This is a genomic window from Alteribacter aurantiacus DSM 18675, from assembly GCF_000429705.1.
GTDB classification, from domain to species: domain Bacteria; phylum Bacillota; class Bacilli; order Bacillales; family Salisediminibacteriaceae; genus Alteribacter; species Alteribacter aurantiacus.
Map to the genome: position 1 here is coordinate 2,146,042 of NZ_KE386941.1, position 25,702 is coordinate 2,171,743.

23 protein-coding genes are annotated in these 25,702 nt (G+C 42.0%); 5 read left to right on the top strand and 18 right to left on the bottom strand.

The window, feature by feature from the left end; translation table 11 throughout:
* Nucleotides 1-490: 490 nt before the first annotated feature.
* The 4 genes from G476_RS0114200 to G476_RS0114215 form a co-directional block, all read right to left on the bottom strand.
* Nucleotides 491-1,588: a bifunctional 3-deoxy-7-phosphoheptulonate synthase/chorismate mutase gene (locus G476_RS0114200; RefSeq protein WP_026690692.1), complete on the bottom strand. Its 1,098-nt coding sequence runs from the start codon at nucleotides 1,586-1,588 to the stop codon at nucleotides 491-493.
* Between the two features lie 526 nt (nucleotides 1,589-2,114).
* The gene (ytxJ, locus tag G476_RS0114205) at nucleotides 2,115-2,444 is read right to left on the bottom strand and encodes a bacillithiol system redox-active protein YtxJ (RefSeq protein ID WP_026690693.1); all 330 of its coding nucleotides are present in this window, start codon (nucleotides 2,442-2,444) and stop codon (nucleotides 2,115-2,117) included.
* A gap of 15 nt (nucleotides 2,445-2,459) precedes the next feature.
* Entirely contained in the window at nucleotides 2,460-2,927 is a 468-nt protein-coding gene (locus G476_RS0114210) for a YtxH domain-containing protein (RefSeq protein WP_026690694.1), read from the bottom strand.
* 3 nt (nucleotides 2,928-2,930) lie between these two features.
* Nucleotides 2,931-3,401 carry a DUF948 domain-containing protein gene (locus G476_RS0114215; protein ID WP_026690695.1) on the bottom strand — a complete coding sequence of 157 codons (471 nt, stop codon included), beginning with the start codon at nucleotides 3,399-3,401 and terminating at the stop codon, nucleotides 2,931-2,933.
* Between the two features lie 168 nt (nucleotides 3,402-3,569).
* On the opposite strand from G476_RS0114215, the gene G476_RS0114220 reads away from it, so the two are divergent.
* Nucleotides 3,570-4,685 (top strand): aminopeptidase, encoded by a 1,116-nt coding sequence (locus G476_RS0114220; RefSeq protein ID WP_026690696.1) that lies wholly within the window; start codon nucleotides 3,570-3,572, stop codon nucleotides 4,683-4,685.
* A 218-nt stretch (nucleotides 4,686-4,903) separates the two neighbouring features.
* On the opposite strand, the gene murC is transcribed toward G476_RS0114220, so the two are convergent.
* From murC to G476_RS0114270, 10 genes are all read right to left on the bottom strand, one after another.
* A complete protein-coding gene (gene murC, locus G476_RS0114225) occupies nucleotides 4,904-6,202 on the bottom strand; it encodes a UDP-N-acetylmuramate--L-alanine ligase (RefSeq protein ID WP_026690697.1) in 1,299 nt (432 codons plus the stop codon).
* Between the two features lie 210 nt (nucleotides 6,203-6,412).
* Complete coding sequence (locus G476_RS0114230; RefSeq protein WP_026690698.1) at nucleotides 6,413-7,087, bottom strand: hypothetical protein; 675 nt, start codon at nucleotides 7,085-7,087, stop codon at nucleotides 6,413-6,415.
* 66 nt (nucleotides 7,088-7,153) lie between these two features.
* Nucleotides 7,154-8,260 carry a nicotinate phosphoribosyltransferase gene (locus G476_RS0114235; protein ID WP_026690699.1) on the bottom strand — a complete coding sequence of 369 codons (1,107 nt, stop codon included), beginning with the start codon at nucleotides 8,258-8,260 and terminating at the stop codon, nucleotides 7,154-7,156.
* 75 nt (nucleotides 8,261-8,335) lie between these two features.
* Nucleotides 8,336-8,524, bottom strand: coding sequence for a hypothetical protein (locus G476_RS0114240; RefSeq protein WP_026690700.1), 189 nt, complete (start codon nucleotides 8,522-8,524; stop codon nucleotides 8,336-8,338).
* A 158-nt stretch (nucleotides 8,525-8,682) separates the two neighbouring features.
* Complete coding sequence (locus G476_RS0114245; protein ID WP_051314812.1) at nucleotides 8,683-11,379, bottom strand: DNA translocase FtsK; 2,697 nt, start codon at nucleotides 11,377-11,379, stop codon at nucleotides 8,683-8,685.
* Nucleotides 11,380-11,681: 302 nt separating this feature from the next.
* Nucleotides 11,682-11,948 (bottom strand): DUF4479 domain-containing protein, encoded by a 267-nt coding sequence (locus G476_RS22090; RefSeq protein ID WP_051314813.1) that lies wholly within the window; start codon nucleotides 11,946-11,948, stop codon nucleotides 11,682-11,684.
* A gap of 13 nt (nucleotides 11,949-11,961) precedes the next feature.
* A complete protein-coding gene (locus G476_RS0114255; RefSeq protein WP_026690702.1) occupies nucleotides 11,962-12,759 on the bottom strand; it encodes a DUF1444 family protein in 798 nt (265 codons plus the stop codon).
* A 167-nt stretch (nucleotides 12,760-12,926) separates the two neighbouring features.
* Nucleotides 12,927-13,247, bottom strand: a complete 321-nt coding sequence (locus G476_RS0114260) for a thioredoxin family protein (protein WP_026690703.1) — start codon at nucleotides 13,245-13,247, stop codon at nucleotides 12,927-12,929.
* 12 nt (nucleotides 13,248-13,259) lie between these two features.
* A complete protein-coding gene (locus tag G476_RS0114265; RefSeq protein WP_026690704.1) occupies nucleotides 13,260-14,270 on the bottom strand; it encodes a PTS sugar transporter subunit IIC in 1,011 nt (336 codons plus the stop codon).
* 66 nt (nucleotides 14,271-14,336) lie between these two features.
* Nucleotides 14,337-14,852, bottom strand: coding sequence for a hypothetical protein (locus G476_RS0114270; RefSeq protein WP_026690705.1), 516 nt, complete (start codon nucleotides 14,850-14,852; stop codon nucleotides 14,337-14,339).
* Nucleotides 14,853-15,033: 181 nt separating this feature from the next.
* On the opposite strand from G476_RS0114270, the gene G476_RS0114275 reads away from it, so the two are divergent.
* On the top strand, nucleotides 15,034-15,480 hold the full coding sequence (locus tag G476_RS0114275) for a YtoQ family protein (RefSeq protein WP_026690706.1): 447 nt from the start codon (nucleotides 15,034-15,036) through the stop codon (nucleotides 15,478-15,480).
* 61 nt (nucleotides 15,481-15,541) lie between these two features.
* On the opposite strand, the gene G476_RS0114280 is transcribed toward G476_RS0114275, so the two are convergent.
* Nucleotides 15,542-16,054: a DUF84 family protein gene (locus G476_RS0114280; protein ID WP_026690707.1), complete on the bottom strand. Its 513-nt coding sequence runs from the start codon at nucleotides 16,052-16,054 to the stop codon at nucleotides 15,542-15,544.
* A 66-nt stretch (nucleotides 16,055-16,120) separates the two neighbouring features.
* On the bottom strand, nucleotides 16,121-17,194 hold the full coding sequence (locus G476_RS0114285) for a M42 family metallopeptidase (protein ID WP_026690708.1): 1,074 nt from the start codon (nucleotides 17,192-17,194) through the stop codon (nucleotides 16,121-16,123).
* 197 nt (nucleotides 17,195-17,391) lie between these two features.
* Here G476_RS0114285 and G476_RS0114290 point away from each other — a divergent pair, with 197 nt between their 5' ends.
* The 3 genes from G476_RS0114290 (at nucleotide 17,392) to G476_RS22095 (ending at nucleotide 23,178) form a co-directional block, all read left to right on the top strand.
* Nucleotides 17,392-17,712, top strand: a complete 321-nt coding sequence (locus G476_RS0114290) for a PepSY domain-containing protein (RefSeq protein ID WP_026690709.1) — start codon at nucleotides 17,392-17,394, stop codon at nucleotides 17,710-17,712.
* 298 nt (nucleotides 17,713-18,010) lie between these two features.
* On the top strand, nucleotides 18,011-20,437 hold the full coding sequence (locus G476_RS0114295) for a S8 family serine peptidase (protein ID WP_026690710.1): 2,427 nt from the start codon (nucleotides 18,011-18,013) through the stop codon (nucleotides 20,435-20,437).
* Between the two features lie 338 nt (nucleotides 20,438-20,775).
* Nucleotides 20,776-23,178, top strand: coding sequence for a S8 family serine peptidase (locus G476_RS22095; RefSeq protein WP_051314864.1), 2,403 nt, complete (start codon nucleotides 20,776-20,778; stop codon nucleotides 23,176-23,178).
* Between the two features lie 820 nt (nucleotides 23,179-23,998).
* On the opposite strand, the gene G476_RS0114305 is transcribed toward G476_RS22095, so the two are convergent.
* Nucleotides 23,999-24,850: a YtnP family quorum-quenching lactonase gene (locus G476_RS0114305; RefSeq protein ID WP_026690711.1), complete on the bottom strand. Its 852-nt coding sequence runs from the start codon at nucleotides 24,848-24,850 to the stop codon at nucleotides 23,999-24,001.
* Nucleotides 24,851-24,883: 33 nt separating this feature from the next.
* The gene (trmB, locus tag G476_RS0114310) at nucleotides 24,884-25,525 is read right to left on the bottom strand and encodes a tRNA (guanosine(46)-N7)-methyltransferase TrmB (protein ID WP_026690712.1); all 642 of its coding nucleotides are present in this window, start codon (nucleotides 25,523-25,525) and stop codon (nucleotides 24,884-24,886) included.
* Between the last annotated feature and the right edge of the window lie 177 nt (nucleotides 25,526-25,702).

Sequence of the window (25,702 nt, forward strand, 5' to 3'; positions counted from 1 at the left end):
GAGCTCTATAAAACAAACAGCATATTCAACCTGTAAGAGTATTGGATTTTCATCTTCCTTCATCGTGTAGTTTTAACACTGTGTTTTAATAACTTTCTACACAAGCGTCTTTGTTTTACTTGATACCTGCTCAAATGATCCCGTAAACTATTATTCGTCATAAACGAAACGAACTTGGGCATGTGATGATGTGTAGCCGGAATGTTCACAGACTCCTGCGGCAGTGGGAGCCAGGAGAGACCCCGCAAGCGAAGCGAGGAGGCTCTCCGGCACCGCCGCGGAAAGCGAAGAACATTCCGGCTACACCTTTCATATACTGGTTTCCTTCAATAATTCCTTAAGTTGACGGCTAGTGGGTCTGACCCCGCACAATTTTATGTACATTCAAATGGAAGAGAGGTATTGTGAAGAAATTCACTATTTATGGTGTGACACAGCAAAAGCCGCCTCGGTATCTGTAATACTGAGAGCGGCTTGCATTCAGTCAAGACTAGCCTTTTACGGCTTTATGTTGCGGTTTATATAGACCTGACTCTTCAAGCTTAGCCATGAAATCGTTGAATTCATCAATGTCCATTTGCTGAGCTGAATCAGATAGTGCTACAGCTGGATCTGGGTGTACTTCAGCCATAACTCCGTCAGCCCCGATTGCCAATGCAGCCTTCGCTGTTGGGAGAAGCAAATCTCTTCGGCCTGTTGAGTGAGTAACGTCAACGAATACTGGTAAATGTGTTTCTTGCTTTAGAATCGGTACTGCTGAAATGTCCAATGTGTTACGAGTAGCTTTCTCATACGTTCGAATACCTCTTTCGCAGAGCATGACGTTTTTATTTCCTTTAGACAAGATGTATTCAGCAGCATTCATGAATTCTTCAATTGTTGCTGAAAGACCACGTTTTAGTAGTACCGGCGTATCCACGCTTCCAGCAGCTTTTAATAGCTCAAAGTTCTGCATGTTACGTGCACCAATTTGAATCACATCTACGTAGTTCACAGCCATTGGAATATCTCCTGGGTTAACAATTTCACTAATAACAGCAAGTCCGTGCTTGTCTGCTACATCTCGCAAAATCTTAAGTCCCTCTTCGCCAAGTCCTTGGAAGTCGTATGGTGACGTTCTTGGTTTAAACGCCCCACCTCGAAGGAATTTCACTCCTTGTTTCTTAAGGGCTGCTGCAACAGCGTCCACTTGCTCGTAACTCTCTACGGAACATGGACCTGCAATCAATCTTTGCTGTCCGTCCCCTACTCGTTCACCATTAATGACGACCACTGTATCATCAGCTTGTTTCTTTCTAGAAACCAATAACGCTTTTCTGTGATCATCTTCTTGAAGCTCCAAGCTTGCTTTAAAAATTTGCTTAAAGATATGTTGAAGGGTCGATGTTTCAAACGGCCCTTTATTATTTTCTGAAATCATATCTAGCATTTTACGTTCTCGAACAGGGTCAAAGCGATTTAGACCCTGGGCACTTTTTACTCGCCCAATTTCTTTCGCTAACTTTGCTCTCTCATTTATCAACTCCACCAATTGCAAGTTGACCTCGTCTAATTCTTTTCTCAACTCTTCTAACTGTTCGTTACCCATAGCTGATAACTCCTCTCCTTTTGCATCGTGTTGACCTTATTCTTTTCGATTAGGGACTATTATAAACGATACGATTCTTTCTGTCACCCCATTTTTCTTTATAACTTAAACGCTTTTAAGCGCTAAAGTGTTTTAGCCTTGCCATAGAGCGATTTTTGACAGAAAATTTTTTCTTCTTTTTTTTATTTTGTTACTATATGCGTGTCTACGTCATGTGTGACAACTACCTATTTTTGAATTATCCCATTGCTTAAAATAGACATGTGCTTTTTAACAATGTGAAATATACCCCCAAGTTAGTGTGTAAGGCTCCGCTCCCTTTCCGCAGCTGTGCCAGCGTGCGTCTTCGGTGAATGCTGAAGGCACTGTTGGGTTTCGTGAACTTCACATAAACCACCTCGCCCAGAACACCGTCCCGGGAATCAAAAAGATCCAACTCCGAAAGGTATAAGCATGGAAGAATGGCTAAATCTCATCACAAACCAAAAAGACCACCAAAAGGAATCCTTTCGATGGTCTTTGGTATTTATTTATCTAACGCTTTTGATAAAGTATCCTTGGTTACATTCCAATGAGACGCGTGCCATTTTACCTCTCCGCCCTCAACTAAAAAAATTTGGGGGGATTCGTGCTTTACATTTACATGGTTCGCAATTTCATTCGAGAGAGGGCGTGCTTCTTGTACATTTAAATAATATACTGGAACACTTTGAGCCTCTTCGCTGAACTTTTCTGTTTCATCAAAGGCCTGCGTACTAATCGGACACGTTGTACTGTTTTTTAGGAAATAGAATTGTTCCTCGTCACTTAGAAGTTTTTCCCACTCTTCTACTGTTGTGATTTTTGTCATGCTCATACGTAAGAAACTCCTTTATGATTGATCAGATTCTGATTTAATTTTTTGTTTTTCTTTTTCTTCTACCTCACGTACCAGTTCTTCTACAGAACGCTGAAGTTCTTCCACTTCTTTTTTCACACTGGCAGCAATTTCTTCTCCTGCTCCTTGAAGATCATTTGTTAAGCTTTCAGCGGATTCAGTCAGCTCTTCAACATCTTTTCGTACCGCTCGTGTTAACTCTTTGACACGGTCAACAAGCGTTGTTGATTGTTCAGAAACGGTTTGAGCAAAGTTTGATGTACTCACCTTGGCAGTAGAAGCAATCTCGGATGTCTTTTCCTTTGCCAATTTAGCACCTTCATTGATATCATCACGAAGTTCTTTGCCTGATTTTGGAGCTAAAAGAAGTGCAGTCGATGCTCCAACAATACCACCAAGCAAAGTCCCGATAAGAAAATCCTTTGTATTCATATTGCTGCTTTCTTCACTGCGATTCGTCATCTTTTATTCCTCCCCATGTTTTCTCATTGTTTTTTCAACCGTATTTGCTTTCATTTCTGCTTCAGCTCGCTTGGCTTTCCATTTTGCCAACACATCCATAGCTACATTTGCCCATTTAACGGTTTGTGCCACTTGCTCCGAGTTTTCATTCGCACGCTGACTAACAGCGTCAGACATTCGTTTCACGGATTGGTTAACCGTTTTAAGAGAGTCACCCAACTCTTTCGCTGAATCAAACACACCATTCAATGAATCGGACTTTCTCTGAATATCATCTGCGAGCAGATTTGTTTTATGTAAAAGTACGGTTGATTCCTTAGAAATACCATCAATCTGCTTTTCCATTCCTTCTACTGTTCCAGCCACGCTCTCGAGCGTCTTTGTCACCGCCTTTAAAGTTGAAATCACAAAAATAACCAACACAGCAAAAGCACCAGCTGCGATAAAGGCGCTTACATACAATAACCATTCCATGTGAACTCCACCTCCTGTGCATCATTAAAACATTGCCCATGTACATTATTCTACATTTTTTGTGTATATTCCTCTAGGAAAAAGAAAGATTTGTTATAGTTCCACACCCTTTTTACGTTAAACTAAAGAAGGACAATAGTCCTTACATAAAATAGAGGAGGAAACAAGATGAGAGATCCCCGTATTCAAACATTAGCCAAAAACTTGATCAATTACTCCGTTAATTTACAAAAAGGTGAAAATATTTTAATTGAAAACTTCGGAATCCAAAAAGAACTTGTTAAAGCATTAGTTGAAGAAGCCTATGCTGCTGGAGGGAATCCACAGGTTCTTTTAAAGGACCATGATATTAACCGTACCCTTTTTACAGGTGCTTCAAACGAACAACAACAACTCCAGGCTGACATTGAGGCTTTCGCCATGGAGAAAATGGATGCCTATATTGGCCTAAGAGCGGGAGATAACATCACGGAGCTGTCTGATGTTCCTGCTGAAAAAATGAGCCTTCACTCCCAAACTGTCGGTTCAAAAGTACACCGCCATATTCGCGTACCTAAAACAAAGTGGGTTGTTCTACGATACCCTACATCCTCGATGGCACAACTTGCAAAAATGAGTACCGAAGCATTCGAAAACTTCTATTTCGATGTTTGCAACCTTGACTACAGTAAAATGAACGAAGCCATGGATGCTCTAGTTAAGCGCATGAACAATACCGATCAAGTCAGAATAACCGGAGATGGAACCGACCTTACATTCTCTATTAAAGATATCCCGGCGATAAAATGTGCTGGAAATATGAATATTCCTGACGGAGAAGTGTATACATCCCCTGTTAGAGACTCCGTTAACGGAACGATTCGCTATAATACAGCTTCTCCTTACCAAGGGTTCACCTATGAAAACATTGAGCTCACGTTTGAAAACGGCAAGATCGTCAATGCAGAAGCGAACGATACGGAGAAAATCAATCAAATTTTTGACACGGACGAAGGTGCCCGCTTTATTGGCGAGTTCGCTATTGGCGTAAATCCTTTCATTAAGCACCCAATGCAAGACATTTTGTTTGATGAAAAAATTGATGGGAGCTTCCACTTCACTCCTGGTCAAGCCTATGACGATGCGTATAACGGAAATGATTCGGCCATTCACTGGGATATTGTATATATCCAACGCCCAGAGTACGGTGGTGGGAACATCTACTTTGATGGGGAACTTATTCGTGAAAACGGTCGCTTTGTCGTAGAGGACCTAAAATCATTAAACCCTGAAAATTTAAAGTAGTCTTAATCCCATAGCTGACCGCTCCTTTGATAAGGACGGTCAGTTTTTTCTATGAATGAACCTACCACTCTTTAATCAAGCACCATGGCCTATTCATGATTTACTAGGGAGTGTGGCACCACCATATCCTATTCGTTCTCCCGCTACTTAAACGCAAATAATCACACACGAAAAAAGCGAATTCAATTATATAAATTGAATTCGCTTCGTTGTTTCGTCTATTTCGCAAGTCGCTCGTAAGCACCCTGGAATTTCTGTACGTCTCCGGCTCCCATGAACAAGAGGATGCCTGTTTCGTGCTGCACAAGCTGATTAACAGATTCTTCATCAACGAGAACAGCCCCTGGGATTCGATCTTGTAATTCTTGAATGGAAAGGGCCTGCGCTTTTTCTCGAGCAGATGCAAAGATATCACATAAGTAAACCTTGTCTGCTTCTTTCAAGCTTTCAGCGAAATCGTCCAAGAACGTCCGTGTGCGAGTAAAGGTATGCGGTTGGAAGATCGCAACCACTTCCCGGTTAGGGTATTTTTGCTTTGTCGCTTCAATTGTCACAGCAATTTCAGTTGGATGGTGAGCGTAATCATCAATCAGAACTTGGTTACCAAACGTCTTTTCACTAAAACGACGCTTTACACCTGTGAACGTTTTGAGGTGCTCTTGAACAATGGCTACATCAATATTTTCATATTCACAAAGAGCAATGACACTAAGTGCGTTTAAAATATTGTGGTTTCCAAAGCCCGGAATTGTAAATGATCCGTAAGCGGTGTTTCGTACAAATACGTCAAAGTGTGTACCTGTAGAATCGACTTGAATGTTTTTCGCTTGGAAATCATTTTGCTCACCCAGTCCGTAATAAACCACCGGAACTTGAGCGGTAAGCTGTTGTAGATGCTCATCATCTCCACACGCTATGATTGCCTTTTTCACTTGTTTAGCCATATCTTGAAAGGCTGAGAAAACATCATTTACGTCTTTAAAGTAATCAGGGTGATCGAAGTCTACGTTCGTCATAATCGCATAGTCCGGGTGATAGTGCAGGAAGTGCCTACGGTATTCACATGCTTCAAACACGAAATATTCACTGTTTTCTTCCCCTTTACCCGTTCCATCACCAATCAAGTAAGAGGTTGGTTTAGCCTGTTGCAATACATGAGACATTAAACCTGTCGTAGACGTCTTGCCGTGAGACCCTGTAATTGCAATGTTTGTAAATCGCTGAATGAATTCACCTAAGAATGTAGGATAAGGTTGAACCTCGATCCCCTTTTCTTTTGCTTCTTGCACCTCTTCATGGTCTTCTCCATAAGCGGCGGAGGCAATAATCGTCTGACCTTCTTCAATGTTCTCTTTATTAAAAGGAAAAAGAGGAATTCCTTTTTCTTCAAGCGGCTTTTGCGTAAAGAAAACTTTATCTACATCCGATCCTTGTACATCATATTTCATATCACTGAGAATTTGCGCAAGGGCGCTCATTCCCGATCCTTTTATCCCGATAAAATGAAACATTGTCATAATTGGACCTCCAAAATTGAGTAATCACATAAATGGTGCCCGATTGCGTTTAAGCCGTTACCTAAAGTATATGCCTAAGCGTCCGTTTTCGGGAATACCTTCTAAAAATACTAAATCATTATATCAGATTAAGAGCTTTTCAACCATGGCTCTACCTCGTTGTAATACTAGTGTAACCTTTTCCATTTTCTTTTGATCTAAAACCTTTATTTAGATACGTGATGCGTATCGGATAAAATCAATCCCATACTCTTTTAAAAAACGCTTCACCTTCACATTCTCCACATCTTGAGGATGAGAGTCAATGGCATCATTCACCTGTTTTTCCACCCGATTGACTTCTCGTTGGTCAATCGAAAACCCTGGACCAATGATTTTTGTGCTGAAACCTACCGGGGCAAGCCTCATAAACCCATAATCCCCCTCAGTAACATTCGGTGATATCAAAAAACACTGTACTTCTTGTTCGACCCCAGTAATTAACCGTTCCACGGTTATGCTTTCGCCTGATACTTTATTTACTTTAACAGGCTCGAGTGTCATTAACATGAGGTGTCCGCATAAATCGAGCATCGGCTTTGTTAGATCATTTTTAGATTCTCGTACGAACATATCGAATACCCTTGACCCAATTACCGTCACGTAGTCAAACACAAACCAATGCTCAAAGTGAAGCTGATAGGTTTTGTCCAATTGTGTGTTGGATAATCCGGCTTTATGTGTGAACAGATGCTTCGCTCTCACCTTTTCTCTTAGATTGGCATGCTTTTCAACATACGAAAACAACAATCCATAAACGTCCATTAATGCTTGTTCATAAATGGTTTGTTTCTTCTTTTTCATTTGTTCAAAATCAACGATAAAGGAGGCTTGCTTTCGATCCATTTCAATGACCTGCCTTTCCGAACAAACGAAAAGGCCGCGGCAGACAAACTGACGCAACCTTTTTCGTTACTCATTTAAATCAATTCGCTCCAACCGTTCGTTTGGGCGATATTTACGTCCGAGTTTGGCTTGATGTTCCCCATCAAGCATCACATTATCACCAGTAAAAGGAACGTTCAGTTTGAGTAAACTGCTTCCAACACCATATATATCAACTGGAGCATGAATTTCCTCGTATCTTTCAATACGTTCTGAGTCAAAGCCACCTGAAGCAACGATCTTAACGTGTTGATACCCTTCCTTATCGAGGGCTTCTCTTAACGCAAACAGAAGCTTAGGGTTCACGCCTCGAGGATCAAACGTGCCTAACAATTCAGGATTTCTCGTGAAATATTTGTCTACAAGCGTATTGGATGTATCTACCCGTACCCCTTTTAGCTTGTCTCCAAACTCACGTGCTACTAACAAAGAATCGGTAATCACATCGTTGTTGTAGTCCACGAGAGCCATCAGATCATCTTCTGGGTACGTTTCGTGATACGCTCTACTCGCTTTGACAATATCCCCTTTAAAGAGTTGAATCAAGGCGTGAGGCATTGTTCCCATTCCCTTTTTTCCCCACCATTCATTCATGGCATGAGTGGCTTGAGCTCTTGATCCACCTATGTATGCTGCATATCCATCACCTGATTGCTGTGTGTAATGATCATCACGATCTCCCATGAAAATAACAGGCTTGTCTTTTCCACCTGATCTTGCGGCTCTGACCACGCCATACACATTCGTGGCAACAGATGTACGTCTAGCCAAGATTCCATCGATAACCCCTTCTAGATAACCGAAGTTTTGGTATGGCCCTTTAATGGTCATAACCGTTTCAAAAGGTTCGATCTTGTCTCCATCTTCCAATGAATGAATTTCAAGCTGATCGGGGTCTTTAGCGAATGTTTTTAGCAGAGCAATCACTTCATCCGTTCCGCAAAGAACAGCGTGTTTTTTTTGAAAGAACTGCATTAATACTTCATTATTGGGAAGATATTTTTCAGCGATTTCTTTTGTTTTCAAAAAATAAACGGCAGAAAACCAGCCTTCTCCGATCCGTTCGTCAAACTTAAACGTGTTGTTTGTTAGTCGCTTGATTTCTCCGTTTAACTTCAAGTGAATTTCCTTCATCTGACTACTCCTCATTTTAAAAAAAGAGGGAGATTGCGCCGACAGGTTAACCTGTTCGGCGCAATATTCATCCTCTTAGTGGTATATTGCATGTCGTCTTTTTTCTTCAATCACTGCTTCTACGATCTCAATTAAATCCTCTTTGCTAACGCCGCCAACCCCATCACGGATGACGACCAGTTGTAATTGCTCTTCTTCCTTTAACATGCGAAGCCAATGCGGTGAAACAAATTGAACTAGATTTACTAATGGAAGGTGCTCCATGTCAATCCCTCCTGAGACTAGTTTTTTTGTTACCTTTGCTTGTTCTTCATGTTACGGAACGTGCATATTCATTTGTGCGAAAAGAGGACCTAAATAGACATCTTTCGTCCATTTACTTGCTATTGTATATAAAAAGAGTAAAAGAGTGTAGTCTTATTTTACCCTTTTTCTACAAACTTTTCTTCCAAATCTTCATGAGTTAAGTAAACATCTCGAGGTTTGCTCCCTTTAGCAGGTGAGATTATCCCCCGTTCTTCTAGCATATCAATGAGTCTGGCAGCCCGGTTGAACCCCATTCTGAACCTTCGCTGTAACAACGAAGATGAGGCCGCCTGTTGATCAATAATGAAACGGCATACCTCTTCAAACATCGGATCATCGGCTTCCATTGCTTCTTGTGCTTGTAATTCTTCACGTTCAAACAAGAATCTAGGTGTACCAGTCTTTTTGACATGCTCTGTTACTCGTTCGATTTCATCGTCAGAAACAAATGCTCCTTGAAGACGAATCGACTTAGATTCACCGTTTCCTAAGAATAACATATCTCCCCTACCAAGCAACTTTTCTGCTCCTGAGGCATCGAGAATGGTTCTTGAATCCGTTTGGGCAGAAACGGAAAAAGCAATTCGTGTTGGAATGTTTGCTTTAATTAATCCTGTAATAACATCAACAGAAGGGCGTTGTGTAGCAACGAGAAGGTGAATACCACATGCCCTCGCTTTTTGAGCGATACGGCAGATCGCGTCTTCAACCTCTTGTGGAGATACCATCATCAAGTCCGCAAGCTCATCGACCACAATAACGAGGTAAGGAAACACCTGATCTTCTTTCCCTTGTTCCCTCATTTTCTTATTGTAACGCGCTAAATCTCTTGAACCGGTCTCCGCGAAACGCTCATATCGCTTATCCATTTCTTCCACAGCCCACTTTAAGGCCTGGGTCGCTTCCTTTGCATCCGTAATTACCGGAGCCGCCAAATGAGGTAACCCATTGTATGGGGCAAGCTCAACCATTTTCGGATCGATCAGCAACAACCTGACATCCTTTGGCGATGCTTTGTACAGAAGGCTAAGAAGAATCGCATTCATACATACACTCTTACCTGAACCCGTTGCCCCTGCAATCAACCCGTGAGGCATCTTTTGAAGATCCGTTACGACCGGTTGTCCTCCAATATCTACACCAAGAGCTGCTGTAAGAGGGGACTCACTTTGAATATACGAACGACTCTTCAAAATATCACGTAAAAATACAGGGTCAGACTTCCGGTTCGGTACTTCGATTCCAATTGTGTTCTTTCCAGGGATCGGCGCTTCCATACGTATATCTTTAGCCGCAAGACTTAATTTAATGTCATCTTGCAAATTTGTTATTTTACTTACTTTAACTCCCGGTTCCGGCTGTACTTCAAATCGAGTGACAGATGGTCCACGAGTAACGTTTACAACTTTTGCCCTAACATTAAAGTATTCAAGGGTTTGATTTAAAAGAGCGGATTGTTCGGTCAAGGCTTGATCGTCTTCTTCACTTCGTTTTGGAGGAACTTCTAATAAATGAAGTTCAGGAAGAGCCCCTTTCCCGCGATTTTCCTTTTCTTTTCTTTCTTGTTTAACTCTGTCTCGTTGGAACATCAACACATTAAACGGAACAGAAGAGGGTTTATTTTCTTGTCTAGCCGGCTTTTCTTTTCTTTTCTCGTCCTTTGGTTGTTGCTCTTCCTTTTTAATGGCGTCAGGTGCTTCTAAAGAAGCAGCAACCTCACGTTGTCCGTCTTCCTTTTCCATCTGTTTAACGGACTCGTTGTCGGTCACTTCCTCAACTTCAGCATGGTTAATCGCTGGAGATACAGACGAGATGTCTTCTTCATCATTGAACAGCTCATCATCGGTTGCTCCGTCTGGCTCATCCTCAACTTGAAGATCCTCGTGCCATTCCTCGTCATGCTTTTCATAGGAGTGGGACGACTCTTCTTCAGTCGCTTCATGTTTTTCAACTTCTTCATAAAAAGGAGCCATCTCTTGTTCCGGTTCCTCAACCTCTGGTTCTTTTTCAAAAACAGGCCGTTGAACGTCTTCAGTTGTTTCATAAGCTGGCATTGGAACCTCTTTTGCAACAACGTGTTGTTCGCTCTCTCTTTCTTCTTGTTCCTCTTGTTGTTCTTGTTGTTCTTGTTCTTCTTTATCCATATCCATCAAGTCGCGATGTTCTGATTCCGTGAGGACGCGCGAGATCACATCTTCATCCAATTCCTCTACGGCTTCTATCTTATCTTCTCGAGATCCTTTTGGCTCAATGCCTTCAAGTCGTAAAAATTCATTCAACACATCTTCACGATACTTTTGTAGCTTTTCTTCTTCACGTTTACCAAACCCGAATATCGGTGACGGAATCTGCCTTACAGAAAAATCCCTGCCTCCGAACTTGACTTTTTCTTGCTCCGACACTGTGGACTTGGTGACGGTTTCTTTCTTTTCAAAGGCAGGCTTCTTTTCCTGCATCGGTTCAACTGGTTTCCAATCCCGATGACGCTTCCTGTCTACCTTAGGCTTCTGACTTTCGTTCTCTTTATCCCCTTTAGGCTTTGGTGTGTACGTCGCATCCATATGTACGTCTTTTCCTAAAGGTTCTTCATCTTTTACAACAGGAAATCTAAACGCTCCTGTCTTCGGGTATTGATGTATAATCTTAGGCTCATCACTTTTGTTCAACGGGAGAGTGGTGTTCTTTTTAAAATTCGGTTTTGCGTTTTTTCCTTCATGGGAAGGTTCAACTGGTTTCTCAATAAATTCTCCTTCTTCATCCCCAGAGAAAAAGCCTTTCATATCGTCTATCCATTTCTTAAAGTTCTTTTTCATTATCATCACACCTTTTTTATCTATATCTAAGTTGTATACATTCGTAAGGTATTCTTAGTTTAACAGAAAAGCTCTCATACCGTAGCCCTAATCACTGAAACACTCGTGTAATATCTCACGACAAATTCCACAGTTTGAAGCCGGTTTTTGGCTTCATCTGATGGAATGAAATGATCTCGAGCTCGTAAGCGCTGGAGCTAGACGAATAAAAGCTTTACACAGAGTCGTTATCCACATATAAGAAAGAAAAAATAAATTAAACAACGAAAAAATCGACACCAGCTGATGTCGACTTTCTCGGATTATAGTGAAGCATCAATGTTGTTTTTTTTAAACGCCTTATTAATCGATTCAATGATCTCATCTGTAACCGTTATTTCCCCTTTTCCCGATACTTCTCCGTATTGAGAAAAGTTAAAGATGTTATAGCCCACTCGTTCTTGTGACTCCTTATCGTAGAAGTATGTCACATCGTTTTTTCGAACCCACAGGTGTTTTTGTTTGTTCAGATCTGTCATTTGCACGAGTAATGTATCACCAATCGCGTCTAAATTATAATAGGCTTTCACGTCTAATCACTCCCTAATCTTTTGGTTTACGCTGAGCAAGGATAAAGATCGGCTCCAATTCCCCTTCTTCGTACATAAATGGAAGGGCTGTAATAGGCGAGGTTCCTTTCGCGTAAAAAGAAAAGGCCATTTGGGCAAGAACATCATATCCTCGCTCATTTTGAATATCTCCAAAGATCAAAACATCTTGATGTGGAATGGAAACCGTAAGCTTCCCTTTTGCTTCTTTGTTCATGTGTTTTAGTAAAGCGTCATTTAAAATGCGACTTGCATCGTACCCATCATTCATGTTCACAAAGTAAAAGGTATTTCCGGCCACCGTGTCCGTTTTCATAGGTGCGTCCAATGATCGCAAGTTAAATAATGCAGCTTCTTCAATCTGCTTTTGGTTTAAATGATCAGTAGCTAAATGCTCTTCATTTAAAAGAACATACGTTTTCCCCAAGTCCAAAGCATAATAGATTCGAGATTCTGCTGTATGCTCAGTCGTAATCAACTTGACACCTTCTGATGTTTCTTCAGGAAAAGATGTGGATCGGATCACAGGGAAGATTTTGTCTTCTTTTCCCATTACCCCGACCGATGAACTCATCGCACTCACGCCTTCACGAATGTAGTGAAGAACTTCTTCCAGAGCTTTCGTTTCGTCTTTCTTAAATTTATCGGATAAAGGATTCAACGAAACAGTGATTCCTTTTTTTGTTTGTTTATCAGCTACTCGGTATGCTTCTTTTTCACGATCGTAAGACGTTATAAACGGATCGTTTTTCAAGTTTTCATCAAGTAGTCGTTTTATCGCTAAAGGTTTCATAATACCCTCCTGTATTCGCGGGATTCTAATGTATTTTAACACGTAGGACCAGAGATACAAAGGAATTGGGTTTAGTGGTGTGATAAGGCAACGCCAAAGGATCATTCGTAGAGAAAATAAAAGCACTGAAAAAGGTATGGTTTCCTTTTTCAGTGCTTTTTTATAACTTATTTAGCGTCGGCTTTCTCGATAAACTGCTTAATTTCTTCTGGGGTTTTGCGATCTTTACTAACAAAACGGTCTACTTCTTTACCATTTTTAAAGAAGAGAAAGCTTGGAATACCAAAAATCTCAAGCTCCTGACATTGTTCAATGAATGTATCCCGATCCATTTTATAAAAAGAAAGGTGAGAGAATGTCTCTTCAATTTCAGGTAATGCCGGCTCAATCACGACACAGTCAGGGCACCAGCCTGCTGTAAACATTATTACTGCCCCGTCCTCTTGCTTTACTTCTTCAAATTGTTCTGTTGTTTGGATTGAAATCATGTTTAGCGCCTCCTAAGTTTGATTAATTTTCATGTCTCCAAATTGAATAAGCCCTCTTTTTCTCAAGTACTCTGATAATAAAATACTAATCAAAGCTGGTCCAATAAAGTGCATGAGTAAAACCATTATTGCCACGTCCCATGTGAATCCCATCGTGTTAAAAGCCATGATCTGACCTACAAATCCGCTTGTACCCATTCCCGCACCTTCTTTAGAGTTTTCCATTTGAAAGATGACAGTGGATACCGGTCCTAGGATAGCAGCAGCCATTGTTGGCGGAAGGAGAATCCATGGATTTTTAACGACGTTAGCAATTTGGAGCATGGATGTGCCGATGCCAAGGGCAATGAGTCCGGACAACTTGTTTTCCCTGTAACTACTAACTGCAAAACCGATCATTTGAGCAGCACAGCCGACTACGGCGGCTCCCGCAGCAAGTCCTTCAAGGCCTAAGATGATGGCAATGGCAGCACTTGAGATCGGCGCCGTTAATGCAAGTCCCATTAAAACGGCGACAACAATCCCCATCACAAACGGTTGCTGTTCCGTGGCCCACATCACAAGCTGACCGAACCCTTGCATCCCAGATTGAATACCAGGGCCGATCACTGTTGCAACCGTGACACCAGTCATGATCGTGACAAGTGGGGTCACAATGATGTCGATTTTCGTTTCTTTTGATACAAGCTTCCCAAATTCCGTAGACAAAAGAGCGGCAATAAAAGCACCAGCCGGTCCACCTAGTTCTGCTCCTGCTGCGCCACTAATGACTGCAGCAAACAATACGAGCCTTGGGGCTTTTAATCCATATGCTACCGCAACCCCAATCGCTGGTCCCACAAGACTCATAGCTGTTTCCCCCACAGAGACTAACCATGGAATATGTAATTGAACGCCAACAGTCTGAATGATTAATCCGATAATGAGTGAAGAAAACAGTCCCAGAGCCATATAGCTTAAAGCATCAATGATATATGACTGAAAAGAAGGCTGAATGCCTTTCTTCTTCAAAAAATCTTTCATGTCCACTTGTCACCTTTCGCCATTAAATAAAAAAGAAGAATAAGGGTTCCCCCTTATTCTACCTAATTACTCTTTTGTTTGCACAGACTGGACCATTTTAAACATCATTTCAGCATCATTCAATACATCTTCTAGTGGACTGATTGAAGTTGCTTTAATGCTGTTGTAGCCGGCCATCACCTGATACGTTTCATCCTCAACTTGTTGAATGATCAAATAGCCTCGGTCACCATTTGAATGATAAAGTTTCACATATTCCGGCTCGCCGTTGATTCGCTGGGCTTCCAAAAGCTCCTCTTCCGTTTCGAAGTGACCCACGTCTCCTGCAAATACAAGATAATGGCGCTCGTCATTAGTTAACACAAGGTTGTACAAATCTTCATCTTCAACAGAAAGATGGTTTGGTTTATATATAGATAAGTAATTGTTTTCGTAGTTTGTTTCGCCAGGAGTGGCGTCCATTTTCGCTTCAAATGTTTCGTCCGCGCTTGCCATCACGTCTTCTTCAGTAACCGAACACGCCGAAAGGATCAAAACAGCAGACAAAATGAGAATCGAGAAACGTCCCTTATTCAAAAACACACCAATGTACCTCCCACTTTAGATTCATATTTCTCCACAAATCCATGATATACCTAACCAAAAAAGCCTGACAACCCTTTTTCGACAATTTATGCACAAGAAAGGTTTTCCTTATTCTTTGGCAAGGATGGTGTAAGCGGTTAAAATAGAGGAGAAATCATTCAATAGAGGAGTGTTTACAGTGGAATTGACCGTATATTTAGCAGGACAAATTCACGACAATTGGCGTGAAGAAGTAAAAAACAAAGCAAAAGAGCGCAACCTTCCATTGAACTTTGTCGGCCCAATGGAAAACCACTCCAGGTCTGATGAGATTGGTGAGGAAATCTTGGGAGAGCAGCCCGATGCTATTTATAAAGACGATCGCGCATCGGACTTTAATAATCTGCGCACGCAAGTCCTCATGGGAAAGTCAGACATTGTCATCGCCCTTTTTGGTGAGAAGTACAAGCAATGGAATAGTGCCATGGATGCTTCGACTGCCATCAGTCTGAACAAACCATTGATCATTGTTCGTCCTAAGGACCTTCATCATCCACTAAAAGAGCTATCCAACAAAGCGAACGTTACAGTGGAAAAAGTGGATCAAGCCCTTCAAGCCATCGAATATATTTTCGATACAGAATAACTTTTGAACATATGATTCGGTGCTACTTATCCAGTAGGATTTAAACTTCTTACTGGATAAGCTACACCTGTTTATGAAAGAGGTATTGACCATAAACCAGCTTCACAACGTGGCTGAACATGTCAGCTCGCGAGACAAGACCTGACGTAAGGATGCCTACCGTTCCATCCCCTTTTCTCACATCCGTTAGCCCTGTGTATGCGTCAATCACATCCCCTAGCTCTCGTCCCCTTCTCACTTTTTTTGCAAGACCAGCAGGCAAAGGAATACGAGCACCGCCTCCAATAAACACACGACCTTCTCTTGTGGCTAGGGCTCCCCAATTACAAAGATACATCTCATCTCCCTCTTCAATAACACCACCTTCAAGACCAATCCCAATATCCGCTCCCGCTTCTTTCACTAAGAAATAAGCTCTGTTCATGGCTCCTTCTTTCGTTTCCACGTCTGTCATGGGTTGAGCTGATACGTGAGAGGGGACCGTCATTCCCTGCACGGAATACTCTTTATCCAATACACTCTTTACTGCTTCAAGTTTAGCCGGGTTCATTGAACCTACCATTACTACCTTCACATTCTTTACACCCTTTATAAAAAGAGAAGCTGCCTCTCTTTTAAGAAGCAGCACTCTCCATTTCTTTTATGAATTTGAACGAATCGCTTCGACTGTAGCCTTGTCCGTCTTTCTGGCAAGTGTCTTAATCAGTTCTTTTGCCGCATCATAATCGTCAATGTGGACAATGGAAGAAGAAGTATGAATGTAACGTGAGCAAATGCCGATCACCGCTGACGGTACTCCGTTACCTGAAGTGTGAACACGCCCTGCATCCGTCCCTCCTTGAGAAATAAAGAACTGGTACGGAATGTTGTTGGACTCGGCCGTATCTAAAATAAACTCTCTTATTCCTCTGTGAGTGATCATCGTACGGTCAAAAATTCGGAGTAGCGCTCCCTTACCTAAGTGACCAAAGGCGTCCTTTTCACCAGAGGCATCGTTCGCTGGACTCGCATCCATAGCATAGAAAATGTCAGGCTGAATCATGTTCGCAGCCACTTGGGCCCCGCGAAGGCCGACTTCTTCTTGAACCGTTGCACCAGAATAAAGCATGTTCGGTGTTTTCTCGTCTTTTAATTCTTTTAATAACTCAATGGCAAGTCCACAACCGTATCGGTTATCCCATGCTTTAGCAAGGATCTTCTTCTCATTGGCCATTCGCTCCATCGGACAAACAGGGACAACTTGCTGTCCTGGTTTAACGCCAATCCGTTCGGCATCGGCACGGTCATCGGCACCAATATCAATGTACATATGCTTAATGTCCATTGGCTTCTTTCGTTTTGCTTCATCTAGCAAGTGTGGGGGAATTGAACCAATCACTCCCGTTACAGGACCGTTGTCTGTAATGATGTGAAGACGCTGTGCTAAAAGAACTTGACTCCACCATCCCCCAAGGGTTTGAAAACGAATTAACCCTTTGTCGGTAATTTGCGTAACCATAAATCCTACTTCGTCCATGTGGCCGGCAACCATCACTTTAGGTCCGTTTTCGTCCCCTTTTTTCACACCGAACACGCCGCCCAGGCCGTCTTGAATGACTTCGTCGCTGTACTTTTCAAGCTCGCTCTTCATGTACTTACGGACTTGATGTTCAAATCCAGGCGCGCCCGGTAACTGAGTTAAAGTCTCAAACATTTGATACGTTTCTTTATTCATAACAATCTCCCTTCAGGGTTCTTAAGTATGTATATCTTCTAGTTTAACGAAATCGTAAAAATCTTTCCACTTTTTCGATGAACGAAATAAAAGGATCAAGATTTGGCATTTTTTTCTCCATTCGCTATACTTAAGATTGGGCACACAAATGAACAATAACCATATAAACTAATCATTCGCTTAGGACGGTGAGCAAAATGAGTTGGAAACGTTTTATCGCAGGTGTAGGAGTCGGTGTTGCTGTTGCATGGTTTGCTAAAGATCAGCTAGAACAAACAAGCTGTAACCTCTCACCTGAACGAGCACTTAAACTGGTCAAACGAAAAATGAAAGACTTCGGCACTATCGATGGTTCTTGGATTCATATGATGGCGGAGGATTTCAAAAGCGATAACCTCACCTATTCTGTGTATCGTGGCGGGGTTTCATGTACCATTGACGGAAAGCTTCATGCCTTCGAGTTTCTAGTCGACGCTTCTACAGGAACGATATTAAAATTAAAAAGACAAGAAGATTAGTGAAGAAGTCCCATCTCCGTGGTGGGGCTTTTTTTATTCCACAGCTACCATTCCTATATCAAAAGAACTATAAAACGATCAAAAATGACACAGTTATCTCAAAAAACAGGAAATAGGACCCTTAAATTAAATATCTGATTATTCTAAATTTTAGTACTTCAGATTCAAGGAAGAAAATACTTTTAAGTGGAAATTATTACAGGAAAGTGATTTACAGGAATCTTTTGCGTAGGGAGGACGCATGTAAAAAGAACTGTATCTTACACCAAGTAAATCTATCAATTTAGGGGGAATGAATGTGAAAGCTACTTTCACACGTACGATGTTGTCGTTCTTAGCTGTATTGTTGATTGTCTCCTCGTTTGCACCTATGGGTTCTGCCAATAGTGACCGTGAGCTCGAGACCGGGGAACTCTTTGGTAGTTACGACCTATCTTCAAGTGATGAAGTAACAGTCATTGTCGAGTTGGATGAGCCATCGATTGTTGAAGCAAAAAGCAAAGGTAAATCACAAACGAAAGGAAACTTGCAACGTGTGCGGGAAGACGTAATTGATGACGTACATAGTGCTGCTCCAAATAGTGATGTTAACCGCGAATACGATTATGTATTCTCAGGGTTCTCTGTTGAACTTCCACAAAACGAGATTGGTAGTTTGCTAAGTGTAGACGGGGTTAAAGCCGTTTATCCGGATGTGGAGTATCAGGTGGATGCGTTTGAATTTGAAGAAGTAACAAGCGAGACATTCTCACCTGCTATGTTTGATAGTGCTCCTTTCATTGGATCAGAGGATGCATGGGACTTGGGTTACACAGGTGAAGGAGTAACTGTAGCCGTAATTGATACAGGTACAGATTATACTCACCCTGATCTTGCTCACGCTTTTGGAGATTACAAAGGATGGGATTTTGTAGATAACAATGATGATCCGCAGGAAACACCTCCTGGTGACCCACGTGGTGGATCTACGACTCATGGCACCCATGTTGCCGGGACAGTAGCAGCAAATGGACAAATTAAAGGAGTTGCTCCTGAGGCAACACTTCTTGCTTATCGAGTATTAGGTCCTGGTGGTTCAGGTACAACTGAAAATGTTGTAGCAGGAATTGAGCGCGCTGTGCAAGATGGCGCTGATGTAATGAACCTTTCATTAGGAAATTCATTAAACAACCCTGACTGGGCTACTTCAATTGCTCTCGATTGGGCAATGGCTGAAGGGGTTGTTGCTGTAACTTCAAATGGAAACTCCGGCCCGAATAACTGGACAGTCGGTTCACCCGGAACATCACGTGAAGCGATTTCAGTAGGCGCTACTCGTCTTCCTTACAATGTGTTTAGCGCAGAGATCTTGACTTCCGAAGGCGTTGAATATACGAGTGCTAAAGTGATGGGCTTTCCTAATGAAGAAGAACTTCTTGCACTAAACGAAAAAGAGTATGAGTTTGTACATGTTGGTCTTGGTTCCCCTGCTGACTTCGAAGGTAAAGATCTAAACGGAAAGATTGCATTGATTTCCCGTGGAGAATATCCATTTGTTGATAAAGCAACAAATGCAAAAAATGCCGGGGCGGTAGGAGCTATCATTTACAATAACGTAGCTGGTGAACAACCCGACGTACCAGGTATGGCAGTTGCGACGATTAAAACTACTTTAGCAGACGGACAAAAGTTGCTTGCTGAACTAGAAGCAGGGAACAATACGGTTTCGTTTAACATTGAAGAAACCGGCGAAGTCGGAGAAACCGTTGCAGACTTTTCTTCCCGTGGCCCAGTAATGAACACTTGGATGATTAAACCAGATGTTTCAGCACCTGGTGTAAACATTACAAGTACAATACCTACTCACAATCCTAACAACCCGCATGGTTATGGAGCATCTCAGGGAACAAGTATGGCAGCGCCTCACGTAGCTGGTGCGGCAGCCCTTGTCCTTGATAAGTACCCTAACTGGAGTGTAGACAACGTAAAAGCTGCGTTAATGAATACAGCTGAAGACATGATCAACCCAACTACTGGAAAAAGCTACCCTCACAACACACAAGGTGCCGGAAGCATTCGAGTGGTCGAAGCTCTTACTACTGAAACATTGGTAGCACCAGGGTCTCACTCTTTCGGTAAATTTGTAAAAGAGAACGGCCGCCAAGTTGAGCGCCAACACTTTGAAATTACGAATCTTTCTAATGAGCGTAAGCGTTACACAATGAATGTTGAGTTCCATGATCCTAAGGCAGCTGATGGAATTAAAGTAAACACGAGCAACAACCTTCAAGTCCAGCCTGGTAAAACACAAAAGGTGAACATGAACGTTCAAGTGAATGCAAGTGGACTTAAAGCTGGATATTACGAGGCTACAATCACATTAGCTCATGGTTCAGAAGTGATTGAAGTCCCATCCATCCTCTTTATAGGAGAGCCTGATTACCCACGTGTAACTGGAGCATCATTAAGTGGTAATAGTGGTAACTACACAGTAAGCTCTACTCTTCCCGGGGGAGCGGATAAACTAGAGTACAGCCTTCTTCATTTGACACCAGCAGGTGGAATTGGTGGTTCGATAGAAACTATAAAAATTACTGAAAATGTAAAAGCACCTGGACATTCTTTTTCATGGGATGGAAATTTGAAAAACGGTAATCAATTACCGAACGGTCAATACGTTCTAGGTGTTAACGCTGAAAAAGGTGGTATATCTACTGTTAGATATTACCTCGTAACTAAAAACTAGACTTAATAAGTAGAGACCGCACCCGCGGTCTCTTTTTATTTACCTAAAACAATAGTACTAAAATTATTTTAGTATTATTATCCTCTTACGTAGTCACTTAGACCTAAACACCACTATTACCAACACTTTCCTCCAAACCCTAAACTTTTCTGATTTTTCCCACTTTTGTTACTTTTGTCCGACGACTCGGTAATATATTCCCTGTAGACTTTTAGATAGACGAAATTTTTTGTCAATTAGGGGTGAGGAAAGTCGGAGGAAAACCTTCTTTTCTAAATTGCCTACTAATCATCTATGTATAGGGGGAATTGAACGTGAAATCATTTTTCACAAAATCCATGCTTTCGGTTCTAGCCGTTTCGCTAGTAGCTGGAGGTATTGCACCACAAGGATCTGCGAACACGCAGTCCAGTGAACCGGCTGAACTTTTCGGTAGCTATGACTTAAGCTCATCCGACAAAGCCACAGTCATTGTAGAACTTGACGAACCATCTTTACTTGAAGCAAAGCACACAGGTAAAGGGCAAACTAAAGGGAACCTAGAACAATCCCGCGAGCAAGTGAAAGAAGCATTGGCTTCCATCTCTCCTGACAGTGAAGTGAACCGTGAGTATGACACCGTATTCTCCGGCTTCTCTGTTGATATTTCTCAAGAAGACATTCCTTCTCTACTTGCTGTAGAAGGTGTCCAAGCCGTTTATGAAGACGTTCATTATGATGCAAATGAATTTGATCCTGAACTCATCGACGAAGAGTCCTTCTCTCCTGCAATGATGGACAGCGCACCATTTATCGGAGCACCAGAGGTTTGGGAAGATCTTGGTGTAACGGGTGAAGGAATTACTGTAGCGATTATCGACACTGGTGTAGACTACACTCACCCTGACCTTGCAAGTTCTTTTGGCGACTACTTAGGGTATGACTTTGTTGATAACGATGATGACCCAAATGAAGGTCCTGGGCAATATCACGGTACGCACGTTGCCGGTACGGTTGCTGCTGATGGCGGACCTAATGGTGAAGGTATCGTAGGTGTAGCACCGGATGCATCACTCGTATCTTATCGTGTACTTGGACCAAATGGCGGGACAACAGAAGACGTTGTTGCTTCAGTTGAACTTGCTGTCCAAGACGGTGTTGATGTGATGAACCTTTCTCTAGGTAACAGCTTAAATGATGCTGACTGGGCTACTTCTATCGCACTTGACTGGGCGATGAGAGAAGGTGTTGTAGCGGTTGTAGCTAACGGAAATTCAGGTCCGAACAACTGGACTGTTGGATCTCCTGGTGCATCTCGTGATGCGATTAGCGTTGGAGCCACTCAACTTCCATACGATGCTTATAATGCAGGCATCTTCACTTCAGACGGAGTAAGCTATCCTTCTGCGGAAATCATGGGCTATCCAACTGTTGAAGAACTTTTAGCTCTTGACGGTGAAGAATTTGAATTTGTTCACGTAGGTCTTGCTGGACCTGGTGATTTTGATGATGTGGATGTAGATGGAAAAATTGCTCTTATCCAGCGTGGAGAATATCCGTTTGTTGATAAAGCACAGAATGCTAAAGATAACGGTGCTGTAGGTGCGATCATCTACAACAACGCTGCAGGTGTTCAGCCAGAAGTGCCGGGACTTGCGGTACCAACAATTATGACTACACAAGAAGACGGCGAAAAGCTTCTTGCTGAGCTTGACGCAGGAAACAACACAGTTACTTTCGACATTGAATTCGATCAAGAAGTTCCAGAATCCATGGCAGGCTTCTCTTCAAGAGGACCAGCTGCTCCAACCTTTATGATCAAGCCTGACGTATCTGCTCCTGGAGTAGGAATCGTAAGTACAATGCCTGAAGCATTTGGCTATTACGCTTCTCTTCAAGGGACAAGCATGGCAGCTCCACACGTTGCCGGTGTAGTAGCGCTAATTCTTGAAGCAACGCCTGAGCGTACACCACAACAAGTAAAAGCAGCAATCATGAACACCGCTGAACCTGTATTAGATCGTGACGGCAACCCGTACCCATTCAACTCTCAAGGTGCCGGAAGTGTCCGTCCTTACGATGCTATTACAACTGAAACATTAGTATCACCAGGTTCTCACACGTTTGGCGTATTTGATAAAGAAAACGGACGTCAAACAGAGCGCCAGCACTTTGAAGTAACAAACCTTTCTGACGAGCGCAAACGTTATGAAATCGATGTAACCTTCCACGATGGCGAAGATCACATCCAAGTAAACACAAGCAACAACCTGAACGTTCAACCTGGACGAACTCAAAAAGTAAATACGGTTGTTCAAGTTAATGCTTCAGCTCTTGAAGCTGGATACTACGAAGCAACAATCACCCTTACTCACGGTGACGAAGTGATTGAAGTACCAAGTATCGCATTTGTAATGGAACCGGATTACCCACGAGTAACACACTTGTTCCTCGGTGTAAACCCTGATGGTACAATCGCTGGTGAAGCTTACCTTCCTGGTGGAGCTGATTACTTTGAATTTTGGGTTTATAAAGATGGAGAAGAATATGAATACATCGGTGCTCCTGTAACTGCTGAAAACCTTCGCGCAGGCTACTTCCAATTTACTTGGGACGGACTTGCTCCTGATGGCAGCGAACTAGAGCCAGGTGATTACGATCTTTACGCGTATGCTGAAAAAGCTGGAGAGGCTGATTACGTATACGGCGGTACTCTAACCATTGAAGAAAACGGCGAAGTTGAACTAGACTTAGCTCAGTAATACGAAAGAGGAAGCCAAACACGGCTTCCTTTTTTCTATGCTTTCAACTATGGCGGAATGCTAAGTGGCTTCAAATTCATTTTTTATAATCAATGTTAAAAAAACGTTCCATAATAATTGCAGACGACAGATACCTTAGTTCGTAGTTAATTTAAATGAAGCACAAATCCTTTTACAACTATACCATCGTTCATGAGCTCTAAATCCAACTCCGGTACATATTTAAACCCACCCTTGCTATTTTGCTTTTAATTGCTTATTCTTCGGATTGCGTATTACGAAGTTTGCCAACCAATTCCTCCCTCTCATATCAACTTTTGCTTAGGTATGAGAATTCATAGACGGAGAATTTCCGCCTAATGTAGGTAAAGGAGGTTAAATAGCCGGAGATAAGCGGAAATATTCCGGTTAACTGCTCTAAATAAGACAAAATCTAAAGGTTTTGGATATATAAGCGGAAAAACTCCCCTTATTATTAAGGAAATATGGGCATTTCTCAATTTAGTCGGAATTTCTCCCTTTATTTTTCAAACACATTGAAATGATCATCTACTTATAACAGTGTTCAACCAATATTTTCTGATTTTGCAAGTAAAAATTTAGTGTCTTTTGCTGCGGTACACTGGCTATTGTATCTATCCCCGCATTTTAATAGACAAATTGCATTACAAGTCCCCCAAAAATAATTATCGAAATCCCTTTATATCAACAAAAATAGACCTTCAAATTTCCATACAATTTGAAGGTCATTTTGTTTTACATTTTTAATGTTTGCGATAGTTAACGGAACCCGTTACACAACGGGGGCCTCATCCTGAATCTATTCATTCTCACGATTCCTAAGAACCGCTTCCTCTACCACATTCTCTTCGTTCCACTTCAATGCCCGGTATTTGTAGTCGTGGTAAAACAAAAACCAGGCATTCTCTTCTAATGCCTTGGCAATATGAGCTTGTTTAGCGGAGATCGTGTTCATAGGGTAGTCATCATAGGCCAACACCCACAGAGGGTTCCTGTGAGCGTGTGTAGGCATCGTATCGGCCATGTGGACAGCTTTCTCTCCTTCGCTCTCCAGTTTCAAAATCGCATGACCGTCACTATGACCTCCAGTATGGATGAGACGCACGCCCGTAATCGGCTCTACCTCTTCTTTATAAGTCTGAACCTGGGATTCAATCGCTTGCCAGTTTTCTTTATAATAGGTGGCTTTTGAGCGAATGTTTGGCGCCTTCAGCTCTTCCCACTCCGTTTCGTTTACGTAATAGACCGCGTTCGGGAAAACCGACACAAGTTCTTCTCCTATCCACTCTGAAGTCCCTGATGCATGGTCAAAATGCATATGAGTCATCAGTACAATGTGAATATCATTAGGTGTGAGGCCAAGCTCGTCTAAACTGACCCTAACCTTCGACTCCTGCTCGATACCGAAGTTGCGCTTTTGCTTGTCATTGAATTTTCCGTTACCGATCCCGGTTTCTACAAGAATGTTTTTTCCGTTCACTTGAAGCAACATGGGGTCGGTTCGCAGTTCAATTTGATTTCGTTCATTGACCGGGTACTTTTTTTCCCATAAGGGTTTTGGTACGACGCCAAACATGGCGCCACCATCCATGTGGGTGACCCCTCCATTTAGCCATGTGATTTTAACCTGACCTACTTCGAGCTGTTCCAATGCCATCATGTCATCCCCTTGTGTAGAGTTTGATTATCGTTTCCAAACGGCTTCAAGGCGGTAAATCGGCTGGCCTTTACGTGAGAACCTTTCTTCGTATTCTGTCATGACGTTTCCTTCAAGGCCATCTTCATGGAGGTCCAAGCTGATGTTTTTTAAAGAAAAACCGAATTCCGAGAAGCTCTGTAGTGAATATTGAAACAAGATACGGTTGTCCGTTTTGAAGTGGACTTCGCCTCCATCTTTCAATATTTCTACATATTTCTTCAAAAATCCTTCATGTGTTAAGCGACGTTTTGCATGACGATTTTTCGGCCATGGATCGGTAAAGTTAATGAATAAGCGATCCACTTCATTTTCCCCGAAAAAATCGGTAATCTCTTGAACATCTTCTTTTAGCATGTTGACATTTGGAAGCTCAAGTTGTTGCATAAGTTCAAGGGCGCTAATAATAACGCTATCGTATTTTTCAATGCCAATCACATTAATCTCTGGATGCTGGTTCGCCATCCCTGTGACAAACTGTCCTTTCCCGCTCCCTACTTCAACGTAGAGTGGATTGTCATTGTTAAAGTAATCTTTCCATTTATTTTTATGATCTGCAGGATTCGGAATAATGAGGTGTGGGTTATTCGCTATTTCTTCCGGTGCCCAAGGTTTATTTCGAAGACGCATTCGTTATCGTCACTCCATTTCTTCTTTTTTACCATCATAACAATACCACAATTTAAAGTACCACTGGAATGGAAATGATTATTATCCTTAAAATAAAGGAATAAACAACTATGTATACGAAGGTATTGAAAAAGGTAAAGATTTATTTTTTTCAGTTCCTTCCAAATATACCTTGAG